Origin of the sequence: Actinomyces gaoshouyii (assembly GCF_002076915.1) — a bacterium.
In the GTDB taxonomy this organism is placed as follows: Bacteria; Actinomycetota; Actinomycetes; order Actinomycetales; family Actinomycetaceae; genus Actinomyces; species Actinomyces gaoshouyii.
Genome location: NZ_CP020468.1, coordinates 576,011 through 602,824 on the forward strand (window position 1 = coordinate 576,011; position 26,814 = coordinate 602,824).

Annotated in this window: 18 protein-coding genes and 1 pseudogene; 8 read left to right on the forward strand and 11 right to left on the reverse strand. The window is 68.4% G+C overall.

Annotated elements, in window-relative coordinates:
* Positions 1-44: 44 nt before the first annotated feature.
* Positions 45-1,064 carry an AAA family ATPase gene (locus B6G06_RS02320; protein ID WP_081170785.1) on the forward strand — a complete coding sequence of 340 codons (1,020 nt, stop codon included), beginning with the start codon at positions 45-47 and terminating at the stop codon, positions 1,062-1,064.
* A gap of 105 nt (positions 1,065-1,169) precedes the next feature.
* Here B6G06_RS02320 and B6G06_RS02325 read toward each other — a convergent pair whose 3' ends face one another.
* Positions 1,170-2,684 carry an ATP-binding protein gene (locus B6G06_RS02325; protein ID WP_229657940.1) on the reverse strand — a complete coding sequence of 505 codons (1,515 nt, stop codon included), beginning with the start codon at positions 2,682-2,684 and terminating at the stop codon, positions 1,170-1,172.
* 314 nt (positions 2,685-2,998) lie between these two features.
* On the opposite strand from B6G06_RS02325, the pseudogene B6G06_RS10450 reads away from it, so the two are divergent.
* Positions 2,999-3,741: pseudogene (locus tag B6G06_RS10450) on the forward strand (transposase); the annotation flags it as partial.
* On the opposite strand, the gene B6G06_RS10720 reads toward B6G06_RS10450, so the two are convergent.
* From B6G06_RS10720 to B6G06_RS02350, 4 genes are all read right to left on the reverse strand, one after another.
* Positions 3,734-3,880, reverse strand: coding sequence for a hypothetical protein (locus B6G06_RS10720; protein WP_420807208.1), 147 nt, complete (start codon positions 3,878-3,880; stop codon positions 3,734-3,736). The pseudogene B6G06_RS10450 and the gene B6G06_RS10720 sit on opposite strands and share 8 nt — an antisense overlap.
* Before the next feature lie 324 nt (positions 3,881-4,204).
* Positions 4,205-5,926, reverse strand: coding sequence for an ATP-dependent nuclease (locus B6G06_RS02340; protein ID WP_081172154.1), 1,722 nt, complete (start codon positions 5,924-5,926; stop codon positions 4,205-4,207).
* Complete coding sequence (locus tag B6G06_RS02345; protein ID WP_240494086.1) at positions 5,875-10,695, reverse strand: class I SAM-dependent DNA methyltransferase; 4,821 nt, start codon at positions 10,693-10,695, stop codon at positions 5,875-5,877. Before B6G06_RS02345 ends, B6G06_RS02340 begins: the two co-directional genes overlap by 52 nt.
* Complete coding sequence (locus tag B6G06_RS02350) at positions 10,695-13,862, reverse strand: helicase-related protein (protein WP_081170789.1); 3,168 nt, start codon at positions 13,860-13,862, stop codon at positions 10,695-10,697. Before B6G06_RS02350 ends, B6G06_RS02345 begins: the two co-directional genes overlap by 1 nt.
* Before the next feature lie 165 nt (positions 13,863-14,027).
* Between B6G06_RS02350 and B6G06_RS02355 the strand changes: the two genes are divergently transcribed.
* Positions 14,028-15,473: a L,D-transpeptidase family protein gene (locus B6G06_RS02355; protein ID WP_125898871.1), complete on the forward strand. Its 1,446-nt coding sequence runs from the start codon at positions 14,028-14,030 to the stop codon at positions 15,471-15,473.
* Between the two features lie 178 nt (positions 15,474-15,651).
* On the forward strand, positions 15,652-17,079 hold the full coding sequence (gene tig / locus B6G06_RS02360; RefSeq protein ID WP_081170793.1) for a trigger factor: 1,428 nt from the start codon (positions 15,652-15,654) through the stop codon (positions 17,077-17,079).
* A 221-nt stretch (positions 17,080-17,300) separates the two neighbouring features.
* Here tig and B6G06_RS02365 read toward each other — a convergent pair whose 3' ends face one another.
* Complete coding sequence (locus B6G06_RS02365; RefSeq protein WP_081170795.1) at positions 17,301-17,642, reverse strand: cupin domain-containing protein; 342 nt, start codon at positions 17,640-17,642, stop codon at positions 17,301-17,303.
* A gap of 79 nt (positions 17,643-17,721) precedes the next feature.
* Positions 17,722-18,483 carry a class I SAM-dependent methyltransferase gene (locus tag B6G06_RS02370; RefSeq protein ID WP_080462458.1) on the reverse strand — a complete coding sequence of 254 codons (762 nt, stop codon included), beginning with the start codon at positions 18,481-18,483 and terminating at the stop codon, positions 17,722-17,724.
* Between the two features lie 280 nt (positions 18,484-18,763).
* On the opposite strand from B6G06_RS02370, the gene B6G06_RS02375 reads away from it, so the two are divergent.
* Both B6G06_RS02375 and B6G06_RS02380 read left to right on the forward strand, forming a co-directional pair.
* On the forward strand, positions 18,764-19,405 hold the full coding sequence (locus B6G06_RS02375) for an ATP-dependent Clp protease proteolytic subunit (RefSeq protein ID WP_080462457.1): 642 nt from the start codon (positions 18,764-18,766) through the stop codon (positions 19,403-19,405).
* A 1-nt stretch (position 19,406) separates the two neighbouring features.
* Positions 19,407-20,096, forward strand: a complete 690-nt coding sequence (locus B6G06_RS02380) for an ATP-dependent Clp protease proteolytic subunit (protein WP_081170797.1) — start codon at positions 19,407-19,409, stop codon at positions 20,094-20,096.
* A gap of 233 nt (positions 20,097-20,329) precedes the next feature.
* Here the strand turns inward: B6G06_RS02380 and B6G06_RS02385 are convergent, their stop codons facing one another.
* Both B6G06_RS02385 and B6G06_RS02390 read right to left on the reverse strand, forming a co-directional pair.
* Positions 20,330-20,722 carry a type II toxin-antitoxin system VapC family toxin gene (locus B6G06_RS02385; protein ID WP_081170799.1) on the reverse strand — a complete coding sequence of 131 codons (393 nt, stop codon included), beginning with the start codon at positions 20,720-20,722 and terminating at the stop codon, positions 20,330-20,332.
* A 46-nt stretch (positions 20,723-20,768) separates the two neighbouring features.
* Positions 20,769-20,996 (reverse strand): FitA-like ribbon-helix-helix domain-containing protein, encoded by a 228-nt coding sequence (locus B6G06_RS02390; RefSeq protein ID WP_081170801.1) that lies wholly within the window; start codon positions 20,994-20,996, stop codon positions 20,769-20,771.
* 223 nt (positions 20,997-21,219) lie between these two features.
* Here B6G06_RS02390 and clpX point away from each other — a divergent pair, with 223 nt between their 5' ends.
* On the forward strand, positions 21,220-22,521 hold the full coding sequence (gene clpX / locus B6G06_RS02395; protein WP_080462453.1) for an ATP-dependent Clp protease ATP-binding subunit ClpX: 1,302 nt from the start codon (positions 21,220-21,222) through the stop codon (positions 22,519-22,521).
* A complete protein-coding gene (locus tag B6G06_RS02400) occupies positions 22,518-22,844 on the forward strand; it encodes a chorismate mutase (RefSeq protein WP_080462452.1) in 327 nt (108 codons plus the stop codon). Before clpX ends, B6G06_RS02400 begins: the two co-directional genes overlap by 4 nt.
* 37 nt (positions 22,845-22,881) lie before the next feature.
* On the opposite strand, the gene B6G06_RS02405 is transcribed toward B6G06_RS02400, so the two are convergent.
* Positions 22,882-24,765, reverse strand: coding sequence for an AMP-dependent synthetase/ligase (locus B6G06_RS02405; RefSeq protein ID WP_081170803.1), 1,884 nt, complete (start codon positions 24,763-24,765; stop codon positions 22,882-22,884).
* 123 nt (positions 24,766-24,888) lie between these two features.
* Positions 24,889-26,727 carry an AMP-dependent synthetase/ligase gene (locus B6G06_RS02410; RefSeq protein WP_240494116.1) on the reverse strand — a complete coding sequence of 613 codons (1,839 nt, stop codon included), beginning with the start codon at positions 26,725-26,727 and terminating at the stop codon, positions 24,889-24,891.
* Positions 26,728-26,814 lie beyond the last annotated feature (87 nt).

The window sequence follows — 26,814 nt, forward strand, 5'->3', positions numbered from 1 at the left end:
GGCTAGCGCAGTGACGTGAAGCTGTAGGCCTGGCAGGCGAGAGGGTGTCTGTGCTGGAGGCGTTGCGGGGCCTCGTCCTCGAGGCGCGGACCGTCGGGGTGATGCTGCGGCTGCCCCCCCATCTGCTCAAGGGGGCGGACGAGCCGACGTCGTTCACCATCGAGTTCGTTGTCGGCCGCCCCCGGCCGGATCGCTTGGTTGAGGACCGCGTGTTCCTGTATGAGGTCGTTGCCGACCGGCGCCGCATCCACCGTGAGTCCCTTGTTGAGGTGCGCACGCGTACCGAGGAGGTGCTCTTTGAGCGTGACGAGAACGGGATCGAGCTGTATGGGGACCTCGACGAGAATGAGAGGGCGAACGCGCACAAGACGGTGATCGCGGACAACGAGACCTTCCTCGGTGTGCTGGGCGCAGACACCGAGAGCGCCGTGGCTCTCGCCTACGGATGGTTCGACCGGCATCTCGCGGTGATCCACCCGGGGGCCGAGTATGTGCACCTGCCGAGCCGGTTGGACGTCGACGCCGTCTTCACCAACGCGATGAACGCCGGTCTGACGCGAGCAGACACGGGCATCTCGAGACTGGACTTCGAGGACATGCGCGTTGGAGCCCTGTCGATACCCAGTGATGTGGTGGATGAACTGGTTGAGACGCTGCGGAAGACGGGTGGCACCGTCATGCTCTCAACGCGCAACGGCGACCATGCTCTCCTGACCCTCGACGATGATGGGGAGCCGGTGGTGCGGCGGCTGGTCGCACACCACGAGGTGGAGACGGGACCGGGTGCACAGGACCGGCGCTCCTTCAGCTTGCCTCTGCGTGAGGAGTCCGACGGGACTCGGCGCTTCATGAACCTCCTGCCGATCCTCTTCCAGCTGCGGGGGCAGTGGATGAGCGCAGCGTCTTCGTCGTGGAGGAGTTGGAGAACTCCATGCACCCCAGGCTCACGGAGGAGCTCGTCATCGGCGGGGTCCCCCGGGTCTGAGGGGCAGCCGTGGTCAAGAAGTGCAAGACGTCGCGGAAGGATGAGCGACGAGGCTCGCGTCGAACGGGTACGAGGCTAAGTGCCCGGCATCGGGGGCCTGGCGCCGCTGGCATTCAACGGGTGACGAGCGCAGTGAGACTGTAAGTCATAGTCATAGTCGCACTTTCATACTGTGAGAGTGCGACTATTGGGGCGTCCGGCTGGTGCGGCGGTACGTCGTCTGCCGGTCTCCCCGGCCTCCGACCATCTCGACGAGCCCGGCGGTGAGCAGGCTGTTGAGCGCGTAGCGCGTCTGTGCCCGAGACATGCCTGTGCGTCGGCGCAGCTCGTCGAAGGTGCGTGGTGCGCCGAGCTGGTCCCAGACCGCAGGCGCGTTCTTCGAGGGGAAGGACGCGGGCCGGTTGCTTGGTGGGCGTGTCTGAGTGATGGCCTCGCGTGGTCGGGGAGGTGGAACGGGTGTGGTGCCTGCGTGACGCCACCTGAGGATCGCGGTGAAGGAGACGCCGCTGTCGCGGAAGACCGGCGCAGGCAGGCCTGCGGCGGCCGCGGCCTCGCGGATCTCCTTGATGCCACCGCCCTCTCCCTCGATCAGCCGGCTGCCGTCCTCCGTTCTGACGTCCTTGCAGATGTCATAGAGCGTGGGGTTGACGGCGGCCTTGCCGCCCGGTGTGCCGAGCTGGTCGACGGTGATCGCGCGTAGACCTCCGGGGCTCGTGACGATGAGCGTGTCGGCCTTGATGCGGACCTCCACCCGCTTGCCGTCAGTGACGCCGTCGAGGTTGCGGTGGACGAGTGCGTTGGCGATGAGCTCTCTCACCGCACGATTCGGCAGGGCCGAGATATCGCGGCCATGACCGGCGGTGTCGTATCCCATGTCAGTGGGGGTGTTGCGGGCGATCCACTGCATGACGTCCTGAAGGAGGTCCGGGATCGGGCCGGTGAAGTGGGCGAGGTCCTGCGTGCGGGTCTCGGCGCCTGACGGCATGAGAACCGCAGCGGTCACGCCGAGAGAAGGGCGTAGACCCTGTGGGTAGGTGCCGAGTGCGTAGAGGCCGGCGAGGGTGGCCTCGCCGGTGGTCGTGAGGACGCCGGTGGCGGTGAGGAGGGAGTCGGTGTCAAGCGGGGCAAGCCGGCGCGATCGAGTGCGCGCCTGACTGACGTAGGCCTCAACGAGCGATGTATCGAGCGAGCTCAAGGAGGTACTGGGGACGGCTGCGAGGTCCGGGTGCGTGGGGTTGGTCTGCTGGATCTTGAGCAGCTCGATTTGTGCGATCTCAAGATCGCTCATGCGGTAGTCGCCGTCGGACTGACGCAGGTAAGCGTTGCCGCGGTAGAACGCGGGCCGGTGCTGCAGCGGGAGACTGTTGACCCGGATGACGAGCACCTCGTTGCCGTCGACCTCCTCGATGGTGAAGTTGCAGGTGACAGGTGGGCTGACGGCCTCCCTGGCCTGCGCAGCGACGCCCTGCTCAAGCGTGGCGATGTTGGTCAGGCTGACGGGGGAGAAGCCGTCGTTCTCGTCCAGGCCGAGGATGATGAGACCGCCGCCTGGTGTGTTGGCGAAGGCGCAGAGCGTCTCGCCGAGGGCGGGACAACCGCCGCGAGAGGCCTTGACCTCGATGTCGGCCGAGTCTCCTCCACGCCGACGCAGGCGAGAGACAATCCCCGGCAGGTCTACCGAGCTCACAGTCATAGTCATAGTGCGAGATTAGCACTATGACTATGGCTATGACTGTGAGTGGTGCTCCGTGTGGGAGTGCGCTCAGTGTCTGGCTTGCCAGAAGATCTACTGGGACACGGAGATGCTGAGGGCCAGCGCGACCACCGACGCGGTCATCCGGCGCTGAACAGGTGGCACGTTGAGGTGCTGGCCATCGTCCTGCGATCTCCATCGTGAACATCCGTCGAGTCCAGATGGTTATAGACTCTTCGCAGTTGAGAGGGTGGGTGGCTGAGCGTGTCGGAGTCTTCCGATGATGGAAGTTGCTGCACGCCCATCTGGAAGGCCTCGACGTGCTTGATGCTACCTTCGCGGCCTCTGATCTGACGGTCTTGTGCCGTCTGGACGGGCCCGGTGTGGTGCCTGTCGGCCAGCGTGTGGAAGCGGATCGGGCGGTGCAGCGAGTGCTGGGCCGCTCAACTAGGTCCTTGGTGCCGGGGTTGGGCCAGCAGGGCGCTGTCGCGTGGAACCGACGCGCGACAGCTCGCGCACGAGCCGTTGGGTCACCGCTCGACCACGCTGCTGGCGCGCGTGCGGCGCTACAGGTGTTGCGGATGGGGGCGCGCCTGGTGTGAGGACCTGACCCGTGCGGCGGCGCAGCGGGCGGGGCTGTCGCGTCGCGCGATGCGCTGGGCGTTGGAGACGCTGGCGATCGATCCCCTGACCGTTTCGCGCATCGCCGAAGGTCTTGGGGCCTCCTGGTGCACGGTCGATGACGCGGTCCTGGCCGAGGGCGAGCGCGAGTTGATCGATGACCCGGGCCGGTTCGACGGCGTGAGGGTCATCGGGGTCGACGATTCCCCCGCGCGCTACGCTCTCAAGCGGGTACCCCCCTGTGTGGCGTCACACGAGGTCTGGTGACAAGTACGCCACCGTGGTCATCGACCTGACCCCGGTGCACGACGGCGCCGGCCCGGCCCGTCTGCTTGACATGGTCCCCGGACGCTCCAAGCAGGTGTTCAAGACCTGGCTGGCCGATCGCCCCCAGGCCTGGAGGCAAGGTATCGAGATGGTCGCCATGGACGGCTTCACGGGGTGCGCCTGGCCGGTGACACGCTCGACGGGTGCCACCGGCGCGTGTGGAAGGCCGCCACCGACACGAACGACCATTCCTTGTCGACCACCTCGCGAACCTCCTGCTCTTTGAACTCCTCAGAGTACTTCACCCTTGACATGCCTCCATCCTATCGAATCAAAGGAGGACGAAAATCCTCCTCTGTCCGAGAAGCACCACTCACCCCTCTGGCCGACAAGGGCTACACCGGCGCCGGCATCGGCGTCCTCGCCCCCGTCAAGGGTACCAACCTGCGCCCTGACGACCAGACCTAAAACAACCTCCACGCCGCTCTACGCTCGCCCGCCGAGAGGGCACACGCGATGCTCAAGCACTTCAAAGCTCCCCAACGCGTCACCCTCGACCCACAGACCATCATCCATATCACCGCAACCGCGCTCGTCATCATCAACCTCAACAAGCACACCCGGTCAGAAAAGCTCATTCATGTCGAAATTTCATCGAGAAAGGAATTGAGTTCGTTAAGTAGTTTCGAACTGGGCTCGGATTCAAGTTTTACCTTCCGCTCATTCATGACTTTACTGTTGATTAGCTTGAGTAGTGCCTTTCCGCAAATGTTTCGCCAAGGCCGAGCCTTGTCTTGCTGCCAAGAATTCCACAACTCGCCCGCTTCGGGGCCACCTCCCGTGGCGTGAAACTGTGATACGGCGTCCTTTCGTTTAGCGTCGAACTTGGCGCGTAGTTGTTGAATGTTTTCAGTTAGGATTGAGTCAAGAAGTTCTTGAGCCTCATGCTCGCTCTTCTCAAGCACTTTGGATACGTGTTCCGGCAGGCAGTAATATGCTTCCGTATCGGACAATGACGGAATAAACACGCACATCCCTGCATCTTCGTAAGGCTTTGACCATTGCTTGATCTCATCGTCGGTCAAGCAATCGCGATCACGATGGATGACAATCCTCGGTTTTATGTTAAGTTCATTCACGAGCGCGCTAAGCTGAGCCACTTTCGGTGCATTTTTAATCCCATCATATGAAAGGCAGGAAATCTGTGACGTTTCGGGCGTGGCCTCGATGCACTGCGTGAGTGATGAGCTACCCGAGTCTTCAGTATATAGGATGATCTTTGAACGACAGTCGAAGGAATCAAGGGCTCCGAGATCCAAGAGAACCTCGCTGATGTCGCGAGCGTCATAGTTTTCGACCTCGCCATCTTTCATCCAAACGACCCTGGTCCCTTCAGGTGCAGCGGTGATCATATGCCGAGAGTGGGTGGTTAGGACGATCTGGCAACCGATCGTATCTACAATCTCTTTTAAGGCGCTAATGAGTGTCTTTTGAAGGTCAGGGTGGAGGTGGCTGTCAGGTTCGTCGACAAGGAGTAGTGTCGGGCGGAATAGTAGTGCGTATGCTGTGATCTGAGTTGCTTGGAGAACACCTGTTCCCCAGAGGTCTATCGGAAGTGGTCTGTTGTTACCTACGCTTAGCCTGACGTAAATGTAACGATCGACCTCTTTGGCGAACTTTACTTCGAACTTAGCGTCAACGCCAACGATCTTGCTGAGAATCGCTTCAAGCGTGCGAATATTGCTTTCTTTGGGCCTATTCGATTCTGCGAGCTGGAGTAAGATGTTTCGAAATACAAGATTAGCTTCACCTCCTGCTGCGGTCCGAAGAATTGCTCCTCTACTCTTGTATTCTTCTCGCAACGGTATTCCGGTCAGGCCTGGCACGTATACGCTAAACAGAGTTCTTTTGTCGTCGATAGCTTTGCGGATTGGGTCAGAATCCTTTCCGGTTAGCTTGACTTTGACGTTGTTCTTATTGCTTGCCTTTCTCATGGTTATTCCGTAGGTGGATTCAGATGAAGCGTCGTCGGTCGTGCGATACGTGAATACTACCTCTCCGCCTTTCCCGTGTGCTGTGTAATCTTTCCCATGGCCTAGTTCGGGAAAGTTCTCTGTTGGAGAGTAGAATAGGTCGGCTTCGGGGATATTTCCTTTTCCTCCTTCATTTGAGTGCAATTGGGCGCAGCTAAAGGCTGTGTGGATGGCTTGTAGTACGCTACTCTTGCCAGAATTGTTGCCGCCGATCAGATAGGTGATGTTGTTTAGTGGAATCTCTGCTTGGGCGATTTTTTTGAAGTTTGAGACGGTCACCTTTGTAATGAAAATATCCTGAGCGCTTGCAGTTGTGCTTTCTGACATGATGTGTGCCCTTTTCGGGAAAGGTGACTATGAATGTGGTGGAAGTCGGATTCTCGGTCGCGGGTGCGGAAGGGGAGGGAATAGACATAGTTTACGCCCGAGCCGGGGTGGGGGTGGGTGCGCTCCGATAACGGCATGGCGTCGTTCGAGTCCGGACGGCCGCGCTTGGCCCAGGCCTGGCGCACCGGAGTTGGCACCTGCCGGCCGTTCGCGTCATAGATGTACGCGCCCTGGCCACGGCCATGATCGTAGTCGTACAGCACAGCGAACTGCGTCCGATAGATCGTGCACAGATCCTCCACCGGTACACCCAGCATCATTGCCACCATCACATCGATCTCCGCCTGGGCGTTCCGACGATCCTCAGCCCGACGCAACGGCACATCAGGCGTCCACACCGGACCCACCGGGCGCTCGTCATAACGCTCCAAGATCGGTGCATCATCGAGGAAGGACTCATCCCAGCACTCAACCCACAAGTCCGCATAGGCCTCGGTCATACAGTTGAGACGTAGGGCGCGGAATGCGACTCTGTGAGCTAACGGATTGTCGAGTGGAAGGGCAGGCAGCAGGTTGAAATCGTTGCCGCGGATGTCGTTGCGTGCACGGGAGCGAACCTGGAAGTCAGCGAGAAGGGATGACGCGAGTGCGGCCATGGTCGGTGCGGCTGATGATGCGGTATGTGGCATTGCGGCAGAGAACACTCCGTCCACATGGGCTGCGCCGGGAGGGATAATCGCGGGGATGAGGGTGCGCTCGCCGGTGTTAGCTGCCATGCGGCGCCAGGCGATGCGGTAGTGGTCGCGGGCGGAGGACTCGCCCCAGTGGGTGTACAGGCGGTCGTACGTGGCGCGGTCGCCCGCAGGCTTGTACTGAGTCACCGGCAGAGCGCGTGTAGGAAGAGCCTCAAAATCGGTCGCGGTCCAGTCCTGGTTATGCTTCATCGTCGCATTCGGACTCTTGTACAGAGGAGTGGAGACGTGAAGGTGTGGCCCCTGAAGGATGGCGTCCTCCCATGACGCCTTGCCCCAGGCCTTGGTGAATCGACCGCTGTTGAAGTCAGTGGTCTCGTTCCAGCCGCTTGAGAACCGGAGACCGAGGCTGCTGATGCGTGGATACGACGCGAGGGTCGATAGCGTGCGCGCTGCTGCGGAGTTGACGGTCGAGACCATGGGGGTCGATCTCCAGTCCTCTGCTTCGGTCACAGCCTGCCAGGTCCGCAGGACCGACCCGTCCACCCGCTGGATACGTGACGCATGCGGGCGCAGGTCCCACGTGCCCGTGTGCGGATCCTTGAAACCAGGCTCCTCACCACTGCCGTCATGGACGAGTGACCGCAGAACCGTGTCCGGATGGTAGAGCGACGTCGCATGAACGAAGGAGGGGGTGCGCTCCGACCCGTAGACGTGGATGCCATAGGCGTTGTGGTGGTCGATGTCGAACAGCTGGAGCTCATTGATGAACTGCCAGTGCCGGCGCAGGTGCCGGTAGGTGGCCGCCCTGAGAGCGGGTGTCTTGGCGTCGGTGAAGTGCGTCTCCATATGGATGAGACTGGAGATGCCCCGCTCACTCTGGTGCTCCCACACCTGGCACATGAAGGCTCGATAGAGGTCGGGGCGACCCTCCATCACCGGGTAGACGGTGGCGTCGCTGATGAACTCGCCGAGGACCTGGGTCTCGCTCGCACCGTCCACCACTATGTTCCGGATGCCGCGGCGGTCCAAGGTGAGGGGGAGACGCACTTTCCGCTCAGCCAGTGAGGGCTTGGAGGTGAGCACCCACCACGGGTCGCCGTCGGCAAGCAGCGTCTCCACCTCAACGTTGGGGCGCACCCACGGCGGGTTGCCCACCTGGAGGTCGAAACCGCCACGGGCGAAGACAGTGGCGAAGTCAAGCTCCCAGTGGAAGAAGCCCTGCTCGGCCGCCGCCGCCCGCACCACCTCCAGCCAGCGGTTCTCCGGGTCGTCACACACGGAGGCGACTGGGCGGGCGCCCGCGAAACCGAGCTCTACCGCCTCCACGTCCTGAAGCTCCGCCCAGGTCGAGGCCTCAGCCAACGTCCTGTTAGTGCCCTTGGCGTCCTTGGGTGCCGTCCCGAGGATCCCCTCCAAAGCGTTTAGCCAGTGCTCCAGCGTCGGCGGGGTCACATCCGTCGTCAGCGGCCAGTACCACAGGGCGCACCACGCATCCATCACCAGGCGCAGGCGCCGGTAGGCCGAGTCCTCATCAGCCAGGTAGGCCTCGATCTCCTCACGGCTCACCGTCGAACCGGCGTCAGGCGCCACCTGGCGCCCCCACAGGTCGATGCGCCGGGAGGCCTCCGCCTCCGCCACCCGCAAGCGCCGCAGGCTCAGCTCCCACAGCACCTCCACGCGCCGCGCCAGCGCCGTCAGCCGCCGCACCTGCACCTTCGTCGGCGCCTTCGTCACCTCCCTGCGCCAGGTCTTGAGAGCCCTCAGGCGCTCAGCGTCCACAAGGCCCCGCACCTGCGTGGGCACCTCCACCGCGCTGCCCCAACCCTTGGCCGGCAGGAGAAAGTGGTGGACGCGATCCGATACGTCCACGGCCCCACCCAGGCGGCGGGCACCGTCGTCGTCCAGGGCCTCGGCAACGGCACTCAGCGGCTCGGCTACCGGTGCGTTCCTCAGCCACGCCCCCTTCTTCAGCTGTGAGACCGAGTACAGGGCGCGCTTAGCGCCCACGAGCGAGTTGCCGCGGCGCAGCCGCAGACCGAACCACGGCGCCGCCAGGCCCTCCACCATCGTGTCCAGCCATAGGGAGACCTCCGCCAGCTCCACCGCCGTCGCATTGAGGTCCACCCCATACACCTGGTGCAGCGCCAGGTACGCCCTCACCTTCGCCAGCTCGCGGGGACGCTCCTGCGGGTCAACCCGCTCACCCAGCTCACGCTCCCGGCGCGACAGGTACTGCTCCGCCAGCTGGCGCACCGCCTCGATGGCGAAGGCCCCCGAGCCCAGCGCCGGCTCGCACACCGTCAAGCCCAGCACCTCCTCAGCCGTCGTCGTGCGCCCATCGCAGTCCAGCAGCTCGGCCAGTGCCTGCTGCACCGTGAAGCGGGTAAGCACCTCCGGGGTGTAGAAGGAGGCCGAGCGCTGCCGGTCCCGGCCCGAGAGCCTAAAGACGAACTCGCCCGCCTCATAGGTCACATTTCGGCGCTCCCCGGTGGCCTCGTCGGTCACCGTCACGAAGTCCCGCTCCTCCAGGCCCTCCATGACGTCACGCGCCACCACCCACGAGCCCTTCGAGGCATCCCCGCCCGGGGCCACCTCCCACAGGCGCTCCGCAGCGAAGGAACCCGTGTAGCTCATGAGGCCCTCGTAGACCGCGCCCAGCTGGTTGATGCCCAGTTCCACGTAGGAGATGAAGCCGCGACCCGCCTTGCCGCCCTCCGTCGTCAGCAGCAGGCTGCGCAGCACCCGCAGCAACGCCGCGTTGCCCAGGCCCACCTCGTCGATGAGCGCCGTCGCCTCAGGGCGGAAGAGGTCCGCGCGCATCGGCTGGAACACCAGGCCGTCCACTGGCTCGTCGGCCCTCTCGCCCGCCGCCCGGGCGTTGTGCCCCTGGTCCACCAGGGCGAACAGCAGGCTCAAGGACTCATAGATGTGCGTGCCCGACTGGGAGGACTCCTCATGCAGCTCGCGCAGGCACAGCTCGCGCAGACGCTCCAGGCCGTAGCCGGCGTCGTACTCCGCGGCCCCCACCGGCAGCACACCCAGCTCCGGGCTCGCCTCCGCGTACAGCAGGAAGATGATCCGGTAGATGAACCGCAGTGACTGCAACGCCAGAGGCTGCGCCTGGGACTGGGGGAGCGGGGCCAGCCCCGCCGCCGCGCGACGGCGCACCACCTCGTTCGCGATGACCTCGATCGAGGAGCGCACCCCCTCACGCAGGTCCTTCGAGACCCCCACCGTGTGCGCCGCCGACTCCGCCAGCGTCGCCGTCCACCACGTCTCACCCTCCGGGCCGGGCACGAGGGAGGCAGCTTCCAGGCAGGCCAGGGCCCGTTCCACCTCACCGCCGCGCCTGACGTCATGGCGCTCGACGACGATCTGGACATCCACCGCCAGCCACCGGCCCTCCGGCCAGCGCTCCTTCTCCGCGATAAGCGCCCACCGCCCCGCCAGGACGAGGGCGAAAGTCGGGCCGTGCTCGTCCGTCATGAGTGTGGACAGCGCCCGGGATACCGACTCCACCGGCTCAGCGCCCTCTATGGGCGCGGCGGCCGGTTCGGCCAGGTCCACCGGCTCCCACGGCCCCGCCAGAGTCCGGCCGTCCTTGGCCAGCAGGTCCTCCACCGCCGCCGCAGGACGCGCCCGCAGCAGGGCCAGCGGGGCCGGGCCCTCGTCGCCGACAGGGCGCACCAGTGTCACCGGGCCGCAGTCGGTCAGCCGGTACTCGGCCGAGGCGAACCCCAGGACCTCGCGCAGCAGGGCGTCCAGCTCGGCGGACGCCTCCAGGGTGGCGGCGGTCAGGGCCAGCGTCCCGTCTGCCACGTTGCTGTCGGACGCGCCAGCGCCGTCAGGCGCGGGAAGCGCCGCCAGCAGCTCCTCCAGCCGAGGCCTGGCGGAGCGCAGACGCGTGCGCGGCGTCTGCACAGGCGCCGCGCCGTCGGCCGGCTTCTCCAGGTCCTCCCACTCCTTGCGGCGCTCCAGGACCCGCGCCAGGAAGGATCCCTTGGCGGCGTCGGTGGTGAAGTAGTGCTCACTGATCCAGTCCTCGCCCACGACGAGCGCGTCCGACACCGCCATCAGCGGCCTCCTTCCTCAGTGGTCTGCCGCGGCACGACGACGAGCAGCGGCCGGATGAGCGTATGGGCGGGCGAGTGCTGCGCGATGAGCTCACGCTCCTGGCCCACCGTGCGGCGCTGGGACCGCAGCTGGCGGTTCTGTAGGAGCCGGCCGGCGTCGTCATCCCACGAGTCCACTCGCGCCGCCCAGGCGCTCACCCGTCCCTCGGCGTCCGACGTGGCCGCATCGACCACTGTCTTCATCTGCGTGTGGGCTGCATCCACCGCCGGGGCGATAAGTGCGCTCAGCAGGTCCAGGTCTGCGGGTGCTCCCGGATTCGTCTGCCCCGGCCCGACCCCGACCGCAGTGAACATGGCCGCCGGTGAGGTGTGCGGTGTGGTTACGGCGGTAGGCGTGAGCGCGCGTCCTACCGCCACATCCGCGCGGGCCGCCTCCACGTCCAGGAAGGGGAAGGCCACGCTCGCGCTCACCATCGACACCGTCCGACCCGCCCGGTTCGTCAGCGTCCCCAGGAGCAGGACGGTCGGAGCGTCCACCTCGCCATGGACAGCGAAAATCGAGGAGCGTCCCAGGCGCGCCAGCACCCGGTCACCCGCCCACTCCAGCACCGGGTGCAAGGGCCCCAGGTAGTGGGCCTCCGGCCAGGAGGAGGACGAGTCGTCCCGCAGCGCCTGAGCCAGCAGCTGCGCGCCCTTACGGGCCGTGGTCGCCAACAGAAGGCGCTCGCGTACCCGGCGCTCCTGCAGGTAGGACTGCGGCAGGACCGCCAGACGGGCGCGCAGCCCCGGTGGGGGCACGAGCTCGGCCACGTGCTCGACGCCGTGCTCACGCCACGACACCCCGCCCCCGCCTGTCACCGGGTCGGCCTTCTCCTCCGGGCGCTCATAGAGCTCGGTGAGGGCCTGGCGCAGGTAGTCCACCTGCGAGGCGTACAAGGGGTGCTGGTCGGACGTAGGAGGCTGCCCGGACGCCGCCGTCGACGCGGGGGAGGAGAGGGGGCCGGCTAGCGGGGTGGTGCTGGCCGGTGGGGTGGTGCTGGAAGGCCGGGCCTCGCCGTCGGCAGGCGGAATACCGCCGACGCCGTGGGTTGCCGCGGTGGAGGGGACGACGCCGTCGGAGCGAGCTTCGCCGTCGGAGGGTGCCCCGCCCACAGCCGGCGCCGCCCCCGTCAGACGCGCGAACAGGGCCGCCATCGGGTCGCGCTCCAGAGCCTCCTCCACATCCGGCACGACGGCGTCGATATCCGTGCCCGCGGCCAGCGCCTCACGGATCGCCTTCTCCTCCTTCTCACCGGAGTACAAGCCCATAAGGGAGGCGGCGTCGCCCAGCGCCCGGTGCGCCTGGTCCTCCTTCTCCATCAGGCGGGTCAGCACCCGCACATCGCCGGAAAAGCCCGGGTCCGCCGGGCTGAGCAGCAGGGTCGTGATCTGGGGAGAGACCTCCTGGCCGTAACGGTCGATCCGGCCATTGCGCTGCTCGATGCGGATGAGTGACCAGGGGATGTCGTAGTGGATGAGCTCATGGCACTGGGCGTGCAGGTTGACGCCCTCCGAGGCCACATCGCCGGTCACCAGGACGCGCACCGGCGTATGCGACTGGCGGAAAGCCTCGACGATCTCCTGCTGCTCGACGTCCGACAGGCTGCCGTGCATGACCCGCACCGCCTCCTCCGGCAGACCCAGGTCCTCACGCAGGTGCTCCGCCAGCCAGGTCAGGGTGGCGATGCGCTCGGCGAACACGACGACCCGCTGCGGCGAGCGGCGCCCGATGCCGATCCGCTCCAGCTCTTCCACCAGCGCCCGGTACTTGCCCGAGTCCGTCGTACTCGCGACCACCGCCAGCTCGCGCAACCGGGTGAGGGCCCGCGCCTGCTCCGAGGAGGCCAGCGCCTCCTCGCTCGCCGCGCGGGACCGGCGCCGCGCCATGCGCTCATCAATCGTCTGGATAAGAGCCGCCGGGGAAGACAGGAAGGCCTTCGCCAGCGTCCACGAGAAGAGGACTTCGCCACCCCGGCCCGTGCCAGGGACCAGTCCGGGAGCCGCGGCGCCGTCGGGCCGGTGCAGCCAGGAGCGGGACAGCTCCGTAGCCACCGCCTCCTCCGCCGGGGACGGCTCCACCAGCCGGTTGACCGGGGCGAGCCGCTCCTTCCACCGGCCGCCCACGACGTCGCGCACCTGAGGAGAATGACGGTGACGGCGGATGACGAGCCGGCGCACGGCCTCCTCGTCGAGGGCGCCATCCGGGCGCACCGCCGTCGGCTCCAGCAGCCGGATGAGCTCGGCGAAGGACGCGGGATCTCCATTGTGTGGGGTCGCGGAGGCCAGGATAAGGGCGTCGGTCTGACGGGCCAGGACGTCAGCCAGACGGTTGTTGAGCGTGCCCCGGTTCGTCACGTTGTGCGACTCGTCGATGACGACGGCGTCCCAGTGCTGGCGGCGCAGGTGGCTGAGGTAGCGGTCGGACTTGAGCGTGTCAATCGAGATGATCGCGCGGTGGTACACGGAGAAAGGATTGCGGGTGGCCGGCACCGAGCGCCGCACCCGCTGGATACCCAGCGAGTCCAGGCGCACGAAGGGCAGGGCGAAACGCGACCACATCTCGTGCTGCATCTGCTCCAGCACATGGCGCGGAGTGACGATGAGGATGCGCTGGCCACGGCCCCGGCGCACGAGCTCGGCCAGGATCATGCCGATCTCCAGGGTCTTGCCCAGCCCGACGGCGTCGGCCAGCAGGATCCGCGGGCGCAGGTTCGCCGGGTCCAGGGCCTGGCGAACCGCGGTGAGCTGATAGGGCAGGGGGTCAGCCAGCATGCCGCCGACCACCGCCAGGTCCGTGGAGACCGCGGGCAGCGGGGTCTTGCGCAGCGTCGCCTCCAACCACAGGCGCGACAGGCGATAGCCGGGCGAGGGGTCCGCCACTACGCGGGTACGGCGAGGATCCACCGGGGTGATGCGGTCCAGGCTGGCGCTGAACTGGGCGGTCGTGTCCTGCACCAGCTCGGACAGGCCCTGGACGGACACGAGCATGCCGTCGGCGTTGTGTGAGACCTGGGTGACCAGCCACTCCTCATCGCGCACGCGCACCACCGAGCCGGGCGAGACGTCGAGGGAGGCGGGGGCGGTGCCTGGGGAACCGGATGGGGGAGGGGCGGGGACGGACGTGGTCACGGGGATGATCCTAGGCAGCGGAGAACGCCTCCGGGGCCCTGCCAGGGCGTGCGCTGTACTTCACCGGTGCTCGGGCCCCACCCCTCCCCACCGGCGCCGCTCCGGGCTGTCGCGCTTGAGCAGGTCGAATATGTCGCGCTCGGGCGAGGCGTTTACTCTGTGGTGATGCGGCACGGCGCGGGGAACGCACGAAGGCCGGGGCGGTGGCAGATCGCCCCTGCCTGCGCGCTCGTGCTCAGCGGGGCCGCGATGGTCGGCGGCTACGCGCAGGCCCACGACGACGTCGCCCTGCCCGGCACCACCATCGCGGGGTGCGATGTCAGCGGCCTCGACCACGACCAGATCGTCGGCCTCATCTCCAACCGCTTCAATGATGCCCGGGTGACCATCCGCGTCGGGGAGTCCAGCCAGACGGCCACCCTCGCCCAGGCCGGGGTCGTCCTCGACGCCGACGCCACCGCCAGGGCCGCCGTCGATGGCGCGGGCTCCTTCGGCCCCACCCTGCGATCGATCATCGGGCCCCGCGAGGTCATCCCCGCGGTCGCCCTCGACGAGGATGTCTTCGCCGGCTTCCTCGCCTCCGCCCAGGCCCTCGCCGGCACCGCCCCCGTGCCCGCGCGGATCCAGCTCAGCGCCGACGGGACCGCCTTCGAGGTCGTCCCCGACTCCTCCGGCACCGGCGTCGACGGCGCCGCCATCCGCGCCTCCCTGACCACCTCTGCCCGCTCGCTGAGCGGCGGCGACATCACCGTGGCCGCGGCCCCGCAGGAGGCCCCGACCACCACCTCCCACGCCGAGGCCGCCGTCACCGAGGCCAACGCGCTCATCGCCGGAGGCGTCACCCTCACCGGCGCCGGCTCCTCCTGGACGGCGACCACCGCCGAGAAGGCCTCCTGGGCCACCACCACCGCCACCGATGAGGGGATGACCGCCCGGATCGACCCCGCCAGGGTCCGCGCCTGGGTGGACTCCCACCGAGCCGAGATCGACAGGGCGCCGGTCGATGCGATCACCAACGTCGACGCCGCCGGCAACGACCTCGGCCTGGCCCGCCCCGGCCGGCCCGGCACGCGCACCACCAACGCCCAGGAGATCGCCGACGGCATCGCCTCGGCCCTGAGCGCCGGGACCGACTACTCCGGTGCCCTCGCCTCCGAGCCCGTCGCCCCCTCCACTCGGACCCGCACCGTCCCCTCGGGCCCCGAGCGCTTCGCCTACCGGGCCGCCGACGGTGAGAAATGGGTCGATGTCAACCTCACCGACGACACGATGACCGCCTATGTCGGCACCACCGCCGTCCACGGCCCCGTGAGCATCAACCACGGCGAGGAGTCCGGCGAGTGGGCCACCGAGCTCGGCACCCACCGCGTCTACCTCAAGAACGAGTCCCAGGACCTCGGCTGCACCCCCGGATTCCCCTACTGCCAGAAGGGCGTCCCCTGGATCGCTTACTGGGATGGCAACTTCGCCATCCACGGCGCCCCCTGGGTCAGCGAGTTCGGCTACAACTCCGGTCAGACCAGCCACGGCTGCATCAACGCCCCCGTCGAGGAGGCCCACTGGTTCTACGACTTCGTCGAGATCGGCACCACCGTCGTCACCCATGAATGAGGCCGCCGCGGTCGGCGGGCGGGCCCTCTGCCGGTTGTGCCCAGCGCCATAGGCGGGGGCTCCCGGCTGTTTTCACCGCTCACCGGCGAGTGCCATAGGATGACCGGGATTGACGCCGTCCATGGGCGTCCGCCGGACGACGGCGCACCTGCAACCCAGCATTCGGAGTAGATCCCCCGTGAAGAGCACTGTCGAGAACCTAGACCCCGCGCGCATCAAGCTGACCGTGGAGGTCCCCTACGAGGAGCTCAAGCCCAGCCTCGACGCCGCCTACAAGGAGATCGGCTCGCAGGTCCAGGTCCCCGGCTTCCGCCGCGGCCACGTCCCCGCCCGCATCATCGACCAGCGCATCGGCCGCGCCTCCGTCATCCAGGAGGCCGTCAACGGCGAGCTGCCCGACCGCTACCGCGACGCCATCGCGGAATCCGGCCGCGTGCCGCTTCTCCAGCCCGAGGTCGAGGTCACCGAGCTGCCCAACGTCACTGGCGAGAACGGCGGCCGGCTCGTCTTCACCGCCGAGGTCACCGTGCGCCCCGAGTTCGACCTGCCCGAGCTCGAGGGCGTCGAGCTGACCGTCGACGCCGTCGAGGTGGGCGAGCAGGACATCGACGCCGAACTCGACTCCCTGCGCGCCCGCTTCGGCTCGCTGAAGTCCGTGGGCCGCAAGGCCAAGACCGGCGACTTCGTCACCATCGACCTGACGGCCGTCATCGACGGCGAGGAGGTCGACTCGGTCTCCGGCGTCTCCTACGAGATCGGCAAGGGCAACATGCTCAAGGGCCTGGACACGGCCCTGCGCGGCCTCAAGGCCGAGGAGTCCGCCACCTTCACCACCGAGCTCGCCGGTGGCGAGCACGCCGGCGAGCAGGCCGAGGTCACCGTCACCGCCTCCGCCGTCAAGCAGCGCGAGCTGCCCGAGGCGGACGACGAGTTCGCCCAGATGGCCTCCGAGTTCGACACCATCGCCGAGCTGCGCGAGGACCTCGCCAAGCAGGCCACCGACCGCAAGACCGCCGACCAGGCCGTCGCCGCCCGCGACGCCCTGCTCGACCTGCTGCGCGACAGGATCGACTTCGAGGTCCCCCAGGCCGTCATCGACAACGAGATCACCCAGCACCTGGCCGCCGAGGGCAAGGAGGACGACGAGGAGCACGCCGCCGAGATCCGTGACGACGTCACCGGCGGTGTGCGCGACCAGATCATCCTCGACGTCCTGGCCGAGACCCTCGACGTGCGCGTCGACCAGAACGAGCTCATGGACTTCCTCTTCCAGACCGCCCAGCAGTACGGCATGGAGCCCGGCCAGTTCATCCAGGGCGCCCAGCAGGCCGGCCAGATCCCGGCCTTCGTCTCCGAACTCGCCCGCAACAAGTCCCTCGCCCTGGCCCTGCGCCAGGTGACCGTCAAGGATTCGGCGGGCAAGGAACTCGACCTCAGCGAGTTCATCGGCTCCGATGAGGCCGACGCCGCCGCCATCGTCGACGAGGTCGAGCGCGTCTCCACCCCGGCCGACACCGACGAGAAGAACGGCTCGGCCTCCTCCTCGCCGTCCAGCCCGTCCTCGGCCTCCTCCGCCAGCGCCCCGAGCGCCGACAGCGCCAAGTGAGCTGAGTCCGCCTCCCCGTCGTCTCCCCGTGGGGCCCACCACCGTCTCGGTGGCGGGCCCCACGACTGCGCTCGGGCACCGCCCGGGCGGTCGGTCCTTGCCGGGGGACCGCCCTCGTGGCGGGGGCGCCTGCGGTGGGCGGGGCGGTTCCGCGCCGCAGCGCACGGCCCCGTGAGGCCTTTCCAGGCGGCCCTTACGGGACCGTTTCGGGTGGGGCTCGCTTACTGGCCGCCGACGTCGACCATGACGAGCTGCATGCGGCAGGCGGTGACGGCGGTGAGGGCATGGCGGTCGCCCGGGGCCAGATAGACGACGTCGCCAGCGGTGAGGCGCTCGGTCCGCTCGCCGATGGAGAAGTCCATCTCGCCCTCCAGGAGCGTGACGACCACCGCCTTGGGGGAGGCGTGCTCGGTGAGCAGCTGGCCGGCGTCGAAGGTGAAGATCACGGTGCGCAGGACGTCGTTGTTGACGACGACCCGCGACGTCGTGGCCTCCTCGCTCACGGGAAGGGCCTCATTGAGGCCCAGGCGGAACAGGGACTCGGTGATGGGTGTGGTGGGCATGGTGCTCCTTTCACGGTCGGGTGCTGACGGATGGGCGGATGGGGCCGTGCCGGGTCGCCGTGGCTGACTCGGCTCGCCCTCAGGCCGGAGCGGGCTTGCGAGCGACGATACCGACGGCGCTCAGCAGCTCTTCCTGCGCCCGGAAGGTCTCGCGCATCGCCCTGATGCGCTCCAGGGCGCCGGGCGTGCGCCGCACGGCGCGCCAGAAGCGGAGGGCCCCGAGAATCCCCTCGTCGGCGATGAGGCGGCGGGGCTCGAGCAGGCGCATCGGGGCCGTACCGGTCCACACGACCTCCAGTCCCGCCCCCGTCAGGAGGGCGCGCCACTCCTCCTCGGGCAGGGGCCTGGCCCCGACCCTGATGATCCGGGACAGGCGCTTGCGCGCGGCCTCCCTCTCCTCCTCCCCGCGATCGGCGCGCAGGGCGAGCTCGTGGATCGCGTACCGGCCCCCGGGGGCCAGGAGTCTGGCGGCCTCGGCGATGATCGCCCTCTTGCCCTCCTGCGACTGCATGGTCAGCATCGCCTCGCCGACGACGAGATCGGCCTCGCCCGTGGGCAGCCCCGTGTCGGCGGCATCGGCGATGACGTACTCGGCCCGCGGGTGCCCCGCGAGGACGGCGGCGACCCGCTCGCGGCCTTCCGGGTTGGGATCGACGGCCCGGTAGGAGGCGGGGGAGGAGCCCAGGAGGAGCTCGGCGGTGCGCCCGACGCCCGGCCCCAGCTCGACGATGCGCTGCCCCGGGCGGATGTCGACCGCCTCGAGGAGACGGCGGGTGAGCTCGATGCCGCCGGGGCGCAGCACCCGCTTGCCGAGCTTGGCGAGCAGCCAGTGCCCCTGCATGCGCGAGGCCTCCGGTCCCCGGCGCCGGCCGCGGCCCGCAGAGGCACTCATCGCCTCGTCCCGGGCTGGGTGATGCGCCGCCGCCATGATTCATTCCTGTCGCAGTCGAGAAAAATAAGGATAAGGCCAGGCTAACCCGATCCCCGCGTCCGTGCCACCCCTCCGGTGAGGGGGGCGGCCGCCCGGCGGACCCTGTGCCGTGAGCGAAAAGGCGACGAGGGCGGGCGTGGAGCTCAGCCGCCTCGCGCTAGCGTTGACCCACCGATACGAGAGGACAGACGTGAGCGAGTTCCACACGCGCCCCGGCGCAGTCGCCGCCCCCAGTGCCCACGAGGGCCAGGGCGCCGGGCTGGGCCTGACCGACTCCATCTACAACAGGCTCCTCAAGGAGCGCATCATCTGGCTGGGATCGGAGGTGCGCGATGACAACGCCAACGCCATCTGCGCCCAGATGCTGCTGCTGGCCGCCGAGGACCCCGAGCGGGACATCTACCTGTACATCAACAGCCCCGGCGGCTCCGTGACCGCCGGCATGGCCATCTACGACACCATGCAGTACGTCCAGCCCGACGTTGTCACCGTCGCCACCGGCATGGCCGCCTCCATGGGCCAGTTCCTGCTCAGCGCCGGGGCCAAGGGCAAGCGATACCTGACCCCGCACGCCCGAGTCCTCATGCACCAGCCCTCCGGAGGTGCGGGCGGATCGGCCACGGACATCCGCATCAACGCCGACCTCATCATCAAGATGAAGCAGGAGCTCGCCGAGATCACGGCCGCCAACACCGGCCACTCCGTCGAGCAGATCATCGCCGACTCGGACCGCGACCACTGGTTCAGCGCCCCCGAGGCCCTCGACTACGGCTTCGTCGACCACATCGTGCGCTCCAGCCGGGAGATCGGCCAGCAGAACGGGGAGAACTGATATGAGCACTCGTCCCTACTTCGAGGCTGTCGCGCGCCAGATGGGCCCCGTCGGCGCTGCCGCCGCCATGCCGCAGTCCCGCTACGTGCTGCCCCAATTCGAGGAGCGCACCGCCTACGGCTTCAAGCGCCAGGACCCCTACGCCAAGCTCTTCGAGGACCGCATCGTCTTCATGGGCGTCCAGGTGGACGACGCCTCCGCCGATGACATCATGGCCCAGCTCCTCGTCCTGGAGTCCCAGGACCCCGATGGGCTCATCACCATGTACATCAACAGCCCCGGCGGCTCCTTCACGGCCCTGACCGCCATCTACGACACGATGCAGTACATCAAGCCGCAGGTGCAGACCGTCTGCCTGGGGCAGGCCGCCTCCGCCGCCGCCGTGCTGCTGGCCGCGGGCAGCCCGGGCAAGCGCCTGGCCCTGCCCAACGCCCGCGTGCTCATCCATCAGCCCGCCATGGAGGGCATGCACGGCCAGGCCAGCGATATCGAGATCATCGCCGACGAGATCGACCGCATGCGCGCCTGGCTGGAGGACACCCTGGCCGCGCACACCGGCCGGGACCGCGATCGGATCCACAACGATCTGGAGCGCGACAAGATCCTCACCGCCACCGCCGCCCGGGACTACGGGATCGTCGACCAGGTGCTCAGCCCGCGCAAGGCCGCACCCTCCCCGCACTCCTCCTGACATCTCATGGCGCCGATCGGTGCCATCCGCCCAGCGGTGCCGATTCCACCCACCGGTGCGTTCTGACCACCAGTGGGTGCGCAGGGTACCGCTCAGTGCGGAGGGCATCGATCGGGGTGGAGTGCGCCGACCGGTGCGGGGAGAGCGCAATCCAAGGCGCCGGAGGCGACACCGGTGCCAGTGGCGGCCGTCGGCGCGGCATGGCCTCCTCCGTGGCCGTTCCGCGAGCTCTGTCAGTTGGAGCGGGGCAGGAGCAGGACCTCGGCGCGGTGGCCTCCGGCGTCGAGTTTGCGATCGCAGGTCACCACGGGGGAGTCGAGGCTTTCCGCGAGAGCGAGATAGGCGGCGTCGTGCGCGGTGTACTGGTGCCGCAGTTCCCAGATCCTCTCGGCGAGAGGGGCTCCTTCGTATCGCCAGATCGTGAGCTCGTAGAAGAAGCGCCGGGCCTCCTGCGCCTCATCGAGGGGCAGGAGGCCGCCGAGCACCATGCCGCGCAGGGCGGAGAGCACCTCGAAGTCGATGACCTGAGGAGCCGCGAGCTCCCCCGCGAGCAGGTCAAGGAGCCGGACGCTGGGCGTGCGCCCCACAAGTCCCTCGATGAGTGCCGAGGTATCGATGACGATCACCGGGCCTGCCCCCGCACTGGCCGAGTGGGATGAACGGAGGCCCTACTCACTCCCGACCCTCGCGCACTGCGGAGACGATCTGCTGCGTCGTCGGCCCGTCGCGGCGATCGCGCCGGCGAAGGCGCGCGACCACCTGGGCGTTCGTGGGCCGTGAGGCGATCACTGCCAACTGGGCGGCCGCATAGGCGGACAGGGACATCCCTTCGGCCGCCGCGCGGAGCTTGAGCTCCTCGGCGACTCCCTCATCGACGTCGCGGATGTACAAAGTGGTCACGCGTCTATGCTAGCAGTCTGCTTGCATGATTGAGAATGCCTTGCGCAGCCGTCGGCGCGGCGCTCGGCGCCCCACCACCGGGCGGGCGATCGCTCAGGGGCTCGCCGGGCCCGGCCCTCGCGCCAGGGCGCTCGACCTAATAGGCTGGCGGCACCCCGTTCCCTGATTCCAGCGGCGCTCCCCGCGTCGCCCGGGAGCGGACCCGACCACACAAGGGGGACACGTGCCACGCAATGCCGAGAGCGTCGATCTGCTCAAGTGCTCCTTCTGCGGTAAGAGCCAGAAGCAGGTCAAGAAGCTCATCGCCGGTCCCGGGGTCTACATCTGCGACGAGTGCATCGAGCTGTGCAACGAGATCGTCGACGAGGAGCTCGGCTCCGGCTCCGTCGGCGTTCCCCTCGAGCTGCCCAAGCCGCAGGAGATCTTCGACTTCCTCAACAGCTACGTGATCGGCCAGGAGGGCGCCAAGCGCGCCATGAGCGTGGCCGTCTACAACCACTACAAGCGCGTCCAGGTGCGCGAGCGCGCCGTCGCCGAGGGCGACGGCCTGGAGCTCGGCAAGTCCAACATCCTCCTGCTCGGCCCCACCGGCACCGGCAAGACGCATCTGGCCCGCACCCTGGCCAAGCTCCTGGACGTCCCCTTCTCCATCGTCGACGCCACCGCGCTCACCGAGGCCGGCTACGTGGGCGAGGACGTGGAGAACATCCTCCTCAAGCTCATCCAGGCCGCCGACGGCGACGTCAAGCGCGCCGAGAAGGGCATCATCTACATCGACGAGATCGACAAGATCGGCCGCAAGGCCGAGAACCCCTCGATCACCCGCGACGTCTCCGGCGAGGGCGTGCAGCAGGCGCTGCTCAAGATCATCGAGGGCACCACCGCCTCCGTCCCACCGGGGGGCGGACGCAAGCACCCCCACCAGGAATTCCTCGAGATCGACACGACGAACATCCTGTTCATCGCCGCCGGCGCCTTCGCCGGCATCGAGGAGATCGTGCGCGCCCGCCAGCGCAAGGAGGCCGGCGCCCAGCTCGTCGGCTTCGGCGCGACGCTGGCCAAGGACCAGGCCAAGGACGTCTTCACCTCCCCGGTGCGCCCCGAGGACCTGCACACCTTCGGCCTCATCCCCGAGTTCATCGGCCGTCTGCCCGTTATCGCCACCGTGCAGGACCTCGGCGTGCCCGAGCTCGTGCGCGTCATGACCGAGCCCAAGAACGCCCTCGTCTCCCAGTACCAGTACCTTTTCGGGCTCGACGGCGTCGAGCTCGTCTTCACCGACGAGGCCATCGAGGCCATCGCCGCCAAGGCCCTGGAGCGCAAGACCGGCGCGAGAGGCCTGACCTCCATCGTCGAGGAGGTCCTGGGTGAGGCCATGTTCGAAGTTCCCTCCATGCCCGAGGTCGGATGCGTCGTCGTCGACGCCGACGCCGTGCGCGGCACCGCCCTGCCCCGCTACGAGGCCGGTACCGGCTCGCTCAGCTCCACCCGCAAGGCCGAGCAGTCCAGGAGCCGGACCGCATGAGCGCTTCCGTGGCCGTTGAGCGGGACATCCCCGGGGTACCTGCCGATCTCGCGCGCTACCGCGTCACCATCGACAACCTCGACGCAGCCCTCGTCCACCTCCTCGCCGAGCGCTTCCGCTGCACCCAGCAGGTCGGCGAGCTCAAGGCGCGCCTCGATCTGCCGCCGTCGGACCCCGAGCGGGAGGCCCGCCAGGTCGCCCGCCTGCGGGCGCTGGCCGAGGACTCCGGGCTCGACCCCGTCTTCGCGGAGAAGTTCTTCGCCTTCATCGTCGCGGAGGTCATCCACCACCACGAGGCGATCCGCGACGAGCTCTCCGCCTGAGGGGCCCTCCCGGAAGCCCGCGGCCCGGGACGCCCCCTCAGGCCACCGGCCTGCTGTAGAGCGCGTCGATCTCATCGGCGAAGCGCTCCAGCGCCTCCGTCCGGCGCACCTTGAACGAGGGCGTGAGCAGGCCGTTGTCGATCGTGAAATCGCCCGGCAGCACTGTGAAGGTCCGGATCGACTCCGCCCGGGAGACGGTCTCATTGGCCCGGGCCACCGCCCGCTCCAGAGCCGCGCGCACGCGCGGGTCGCTCACCGCCGATACGGGGTCGAGATCCTCGATCCCGTGGGAGGCGAGCCACAGCGGCAGCATCTCCGCGTCCAGCGTCACCAGGGCGCCGATGCAGGGGCGGTTGTCGCCCACGACGAGCACCTGGCTGACCAGCGGGTGGCCGCGCAGACGGTCCTCCAGGACCGCGGGGGCCACGTTCTTGCCGCCGGCGGTGACGATGAGCTCCTTCTTGCGGCCAGTGATGCGCAGCGAGCCGTCATCCTCGAACGCGCCGACATCGCCCGTGCGCAGCCAGCCATCGGCGGTGAGCGCCTCGGCCGTGGCCTCGGGGTTGGCGTGGTAGCCGCGGAACAGGCCGATACCGCGCACGAGGATCTCGCCGTCGTCGGCCAGGCGCAGTTTAGTGCCCGGCATGGGGCCGCCCACCGTGCCGATCCGCATGCTCGCAGGCAGTGTGACGGCGCAGGGCGCGGAGGTCTCGGTCAGGCCGTAGCCCTCCAGGACGGTCACCCCCGCGCCCCGGTAGTAGTGGCCGAGTCTCTCCCCCAGGGGACCGCCGCCGCTGATGACATGCGTGACCCTCCCGCCCAGGACGGCGCGCAGCTTGGAGAACACGAGCCGGTCGAAGACCCTCATCTGCGCCCGCAGGCCGCGACCGGGCCCTTGCGGGGTGTCCAGGGCGCGCGAGTAGGCGATCGCCGTCTTGGCGGCCAGGCGGAAGACCTTCTGCTTGTTGCCGGTCGAGCGCGCGTCCGCGGCGTTGTAGATCTTCTCGAAGACCCTCGGCACGGCGACGACGAAGGTGGGCGAGAAGGTCGCCAGGTCGTCCACGAGGTGCTTGACATCCGGGGCGTGGCCCATGACGCCGCGCTCGGAGCACACGATGGCGATCTCGATGAACCGCCCCAGCACATGGGCCAGGGGGAGGAATATGAGAGCGCGCACCTCGTCGGCGCCGAGGATCTCGGGAACGTGCTCGCGGGTGTTGACGCCCAACTGGATGAGATTGCCGTGAGTGAGCTCCACCCCCTTGGGGCGCCCCGTGGTGCCCGAGGTGTAGACGATCGTCGCCAGGTCCGCGCTGGTGAGCGCGCAGGCGCGGGCGTCGAGCCCGGCGCGGTCCACGCTTTTGCCCGCGGCGATGAGGTCCGTGATCGCGCCGCGGGACAGGCACATGACCCGCAGCTCCGCCAGAGTCGCCTGATCGGCACCGTGGGTGCGGATCGCTTCCACCATCTGCTCCATGCCGGCGTTCTCGACGACCACCAGCCTCACGGAGGCGTCGGTGAGGATCCACTCGGCCTGCTGGGCGGAGGAGGTCTCATAGATCGGCACGACGACGAGGCCCGCCTCCCAGGCGGCGAAGTCCAGGAGGGTCCACTCGAAGCAGGTGTGGGACATGATCGCGATCGCGTCCCCGGGGCGCAGCCCGAGCGACATGAGCCCGGCCGCCACCTCTCGGACCTGGGCGTGGAAAGCCGTCGCGCTCATGGGGATCCAGCGGCGCCCGACCGAGGGCTTGCGGGCGACGAGCGGGGCGGACGGCGAGCGGCGCACGCGCTCGGCCAGCGCCCACGGGGCCGTCATCCCGTCATGGACGGGGACCGCCAGCGGGGTGGAGCGGGTGGTGCTGTCAGCGTGCTGCTGGAGGGCCGCCGGCTCGGTGCCGGGCTGTGCGGGGCTCGTCATGACCCCATCATCGCCTGCCGATGCGTCCGGCGGGGCCCGAATACGGCCACCTGTGGCTGCGGCGCCCCGCCGGCGACCCCAAGGAGGGTCTCTGACCTGCGACTTCCGCTGATCGTGAGCGTGTCAGGCCTCCGGGCCCCGGCGTTTGCCGGCGTAGATGGAGGCGATGGCGTCGCCGTGAGCCTCCATGACGGCGGCCCGCTTGACCTTCAGCGAGGGCGTGAGCAGGCCGTTCGCCTCCGTGAAATCCGTGGTGAGCACGCGGAACTCGCGGATCGACTCGGCCCGGGAGACCGCTTCGTTGGTGCGGGCAACGGCGCGCTCCAGCGCGGCGAGCACCTGCGGGTGGGACGAGGCCTCGACCACGCCCATCTCCGGCAGGCCGTGGTTGCGCAGCCACAGGGGCAGCATCTCCGCGTCCAGCGTGATGAGCGCGGAGATGAAGGGCTCATCGTCCCCCAGGACGAGGACCTGGCTGACCAGGGGGTGGCCGCGCAGGCGGTCCTCGAGGACCGCGGGGGCCACGTTCTTGCCGCCGGCGGTGACGATGAGGTCCTTCTTGCGGCCGGTGATGCGCACCCAGCCGTCCTCATCGATGGCCCCGATGTCACCGGTGCGGAACCACCCATCGGGGGTGAAGGACTCGGCGGTGGCGGCGGGGTTGTTGTGGTAGTTGCGGAACACGCCCAGGCCCCGCACGAGGATCTCCCCGGTCTCATCCACCCGGAGCTCGTTGCCGCACACGGGCGGGCCCACAGTGCCGATCCTGTTGCGCGCGTCGAGGTTGACGCAGGTGGGGCCGATCGTCTCAGTGAGCCCGTAGCCCTCGAGGATCTCCAGGCCCATGCCCCGGTAGAAGTGCCCGAGGCGCTCGCCCAGCGGCCCGCCGCCGGAGATCGCGAAACGGGCGTTGGGACCCAGCAGGGCGCGGATCGTGCGGTAGACGAGGCGGTCGGCCAGCGCGTGCCAGGCGGTCAGCGACGTCGAGGGCCCGGCCGGGGTGTCCAGTGCCCGCGAGTACTCGACGGCGACCTTCGCCGCCCAGCGGAAGGTCCGCAGCCGCATGCCGCTGCCCGCCTTGGCGTCGGCGGCGTTGTAGATCTTCTCTAGCACGCGTGGCACGGCCAGCACATAGGAGGGGCCGAAGGCCTGAAGGTCCGGCAGGAGGGTCTTGACATCCGGGGTGTGCCCGAGCACGCCCTGGCCCGCCAGGGACAGCAGCTCCAGGCAGCGCGCGTAGGAGTGCGCCAGCGGCAGGAAGAGCAGCAGGCGCGTGTCCGCGCGGTAGAGGAGGTCCGGGATCCAATGGACGCCGTTGTGCGCCAGGCCCGCCGCGTTGCGGTGGGTGATCTCGACGCCCTTGGGGCGGCCCGTCGTGCCGGAGGTGTAGATGATGGAGAAGATGTCCTCGGGGCGCACCGCGGCCGAGCGATCCTCGACGACGGCCCGCGAGATCGCGCGCCCGGCCGTCGTCAGCTCGGTGAGGGCATCGCGGTCCAGGGACAGGACCCGGGGGCCCGCGGCCTCGGGGTCGGCGGCCGAGCAGGCCTTGATGGCGGCGTCCACGACGAGCGCGTGGCCGGAGGTCTCGGTGATGACGAGGCGGACGTCGGCGTCGTCGAGGATCCACTCGATCTGCTCGGCCGAATCGGTCTCGTAGATGGGCACGGAGACCAGCCCGGCGCGGGCGATCGCCATGTCCAGGAGCGTCCACTCGTAGCAGGTGCGGGACATGAGTGCCACGCTCGTGCCCGCCTCCAGGCCCAGGCCGATGAGCCCCGCGGCGATCCGGGCGACCTCCTCGCCGAAGGCCCGGGCGGTGATCGGCGTCCATGAGCCCAGTGAGCTGCGCCGCTCGATGATGGGGCGCTCCGAGGTGCGCGCGATGCGGTCGGCCAGCAGCCAGGGGACGGTCCACTGCGACTCAGTGTCGCTGTTGTCGCAAGTGCCGGACGCGCCCATGGTCGGGGAGCTGGAGGCGACGCCGTCGACGACGGTCGTGGCCCCCAGGGACGGGTGGGGCGCGGTGCCGGCAGGGACAGGGCTCCG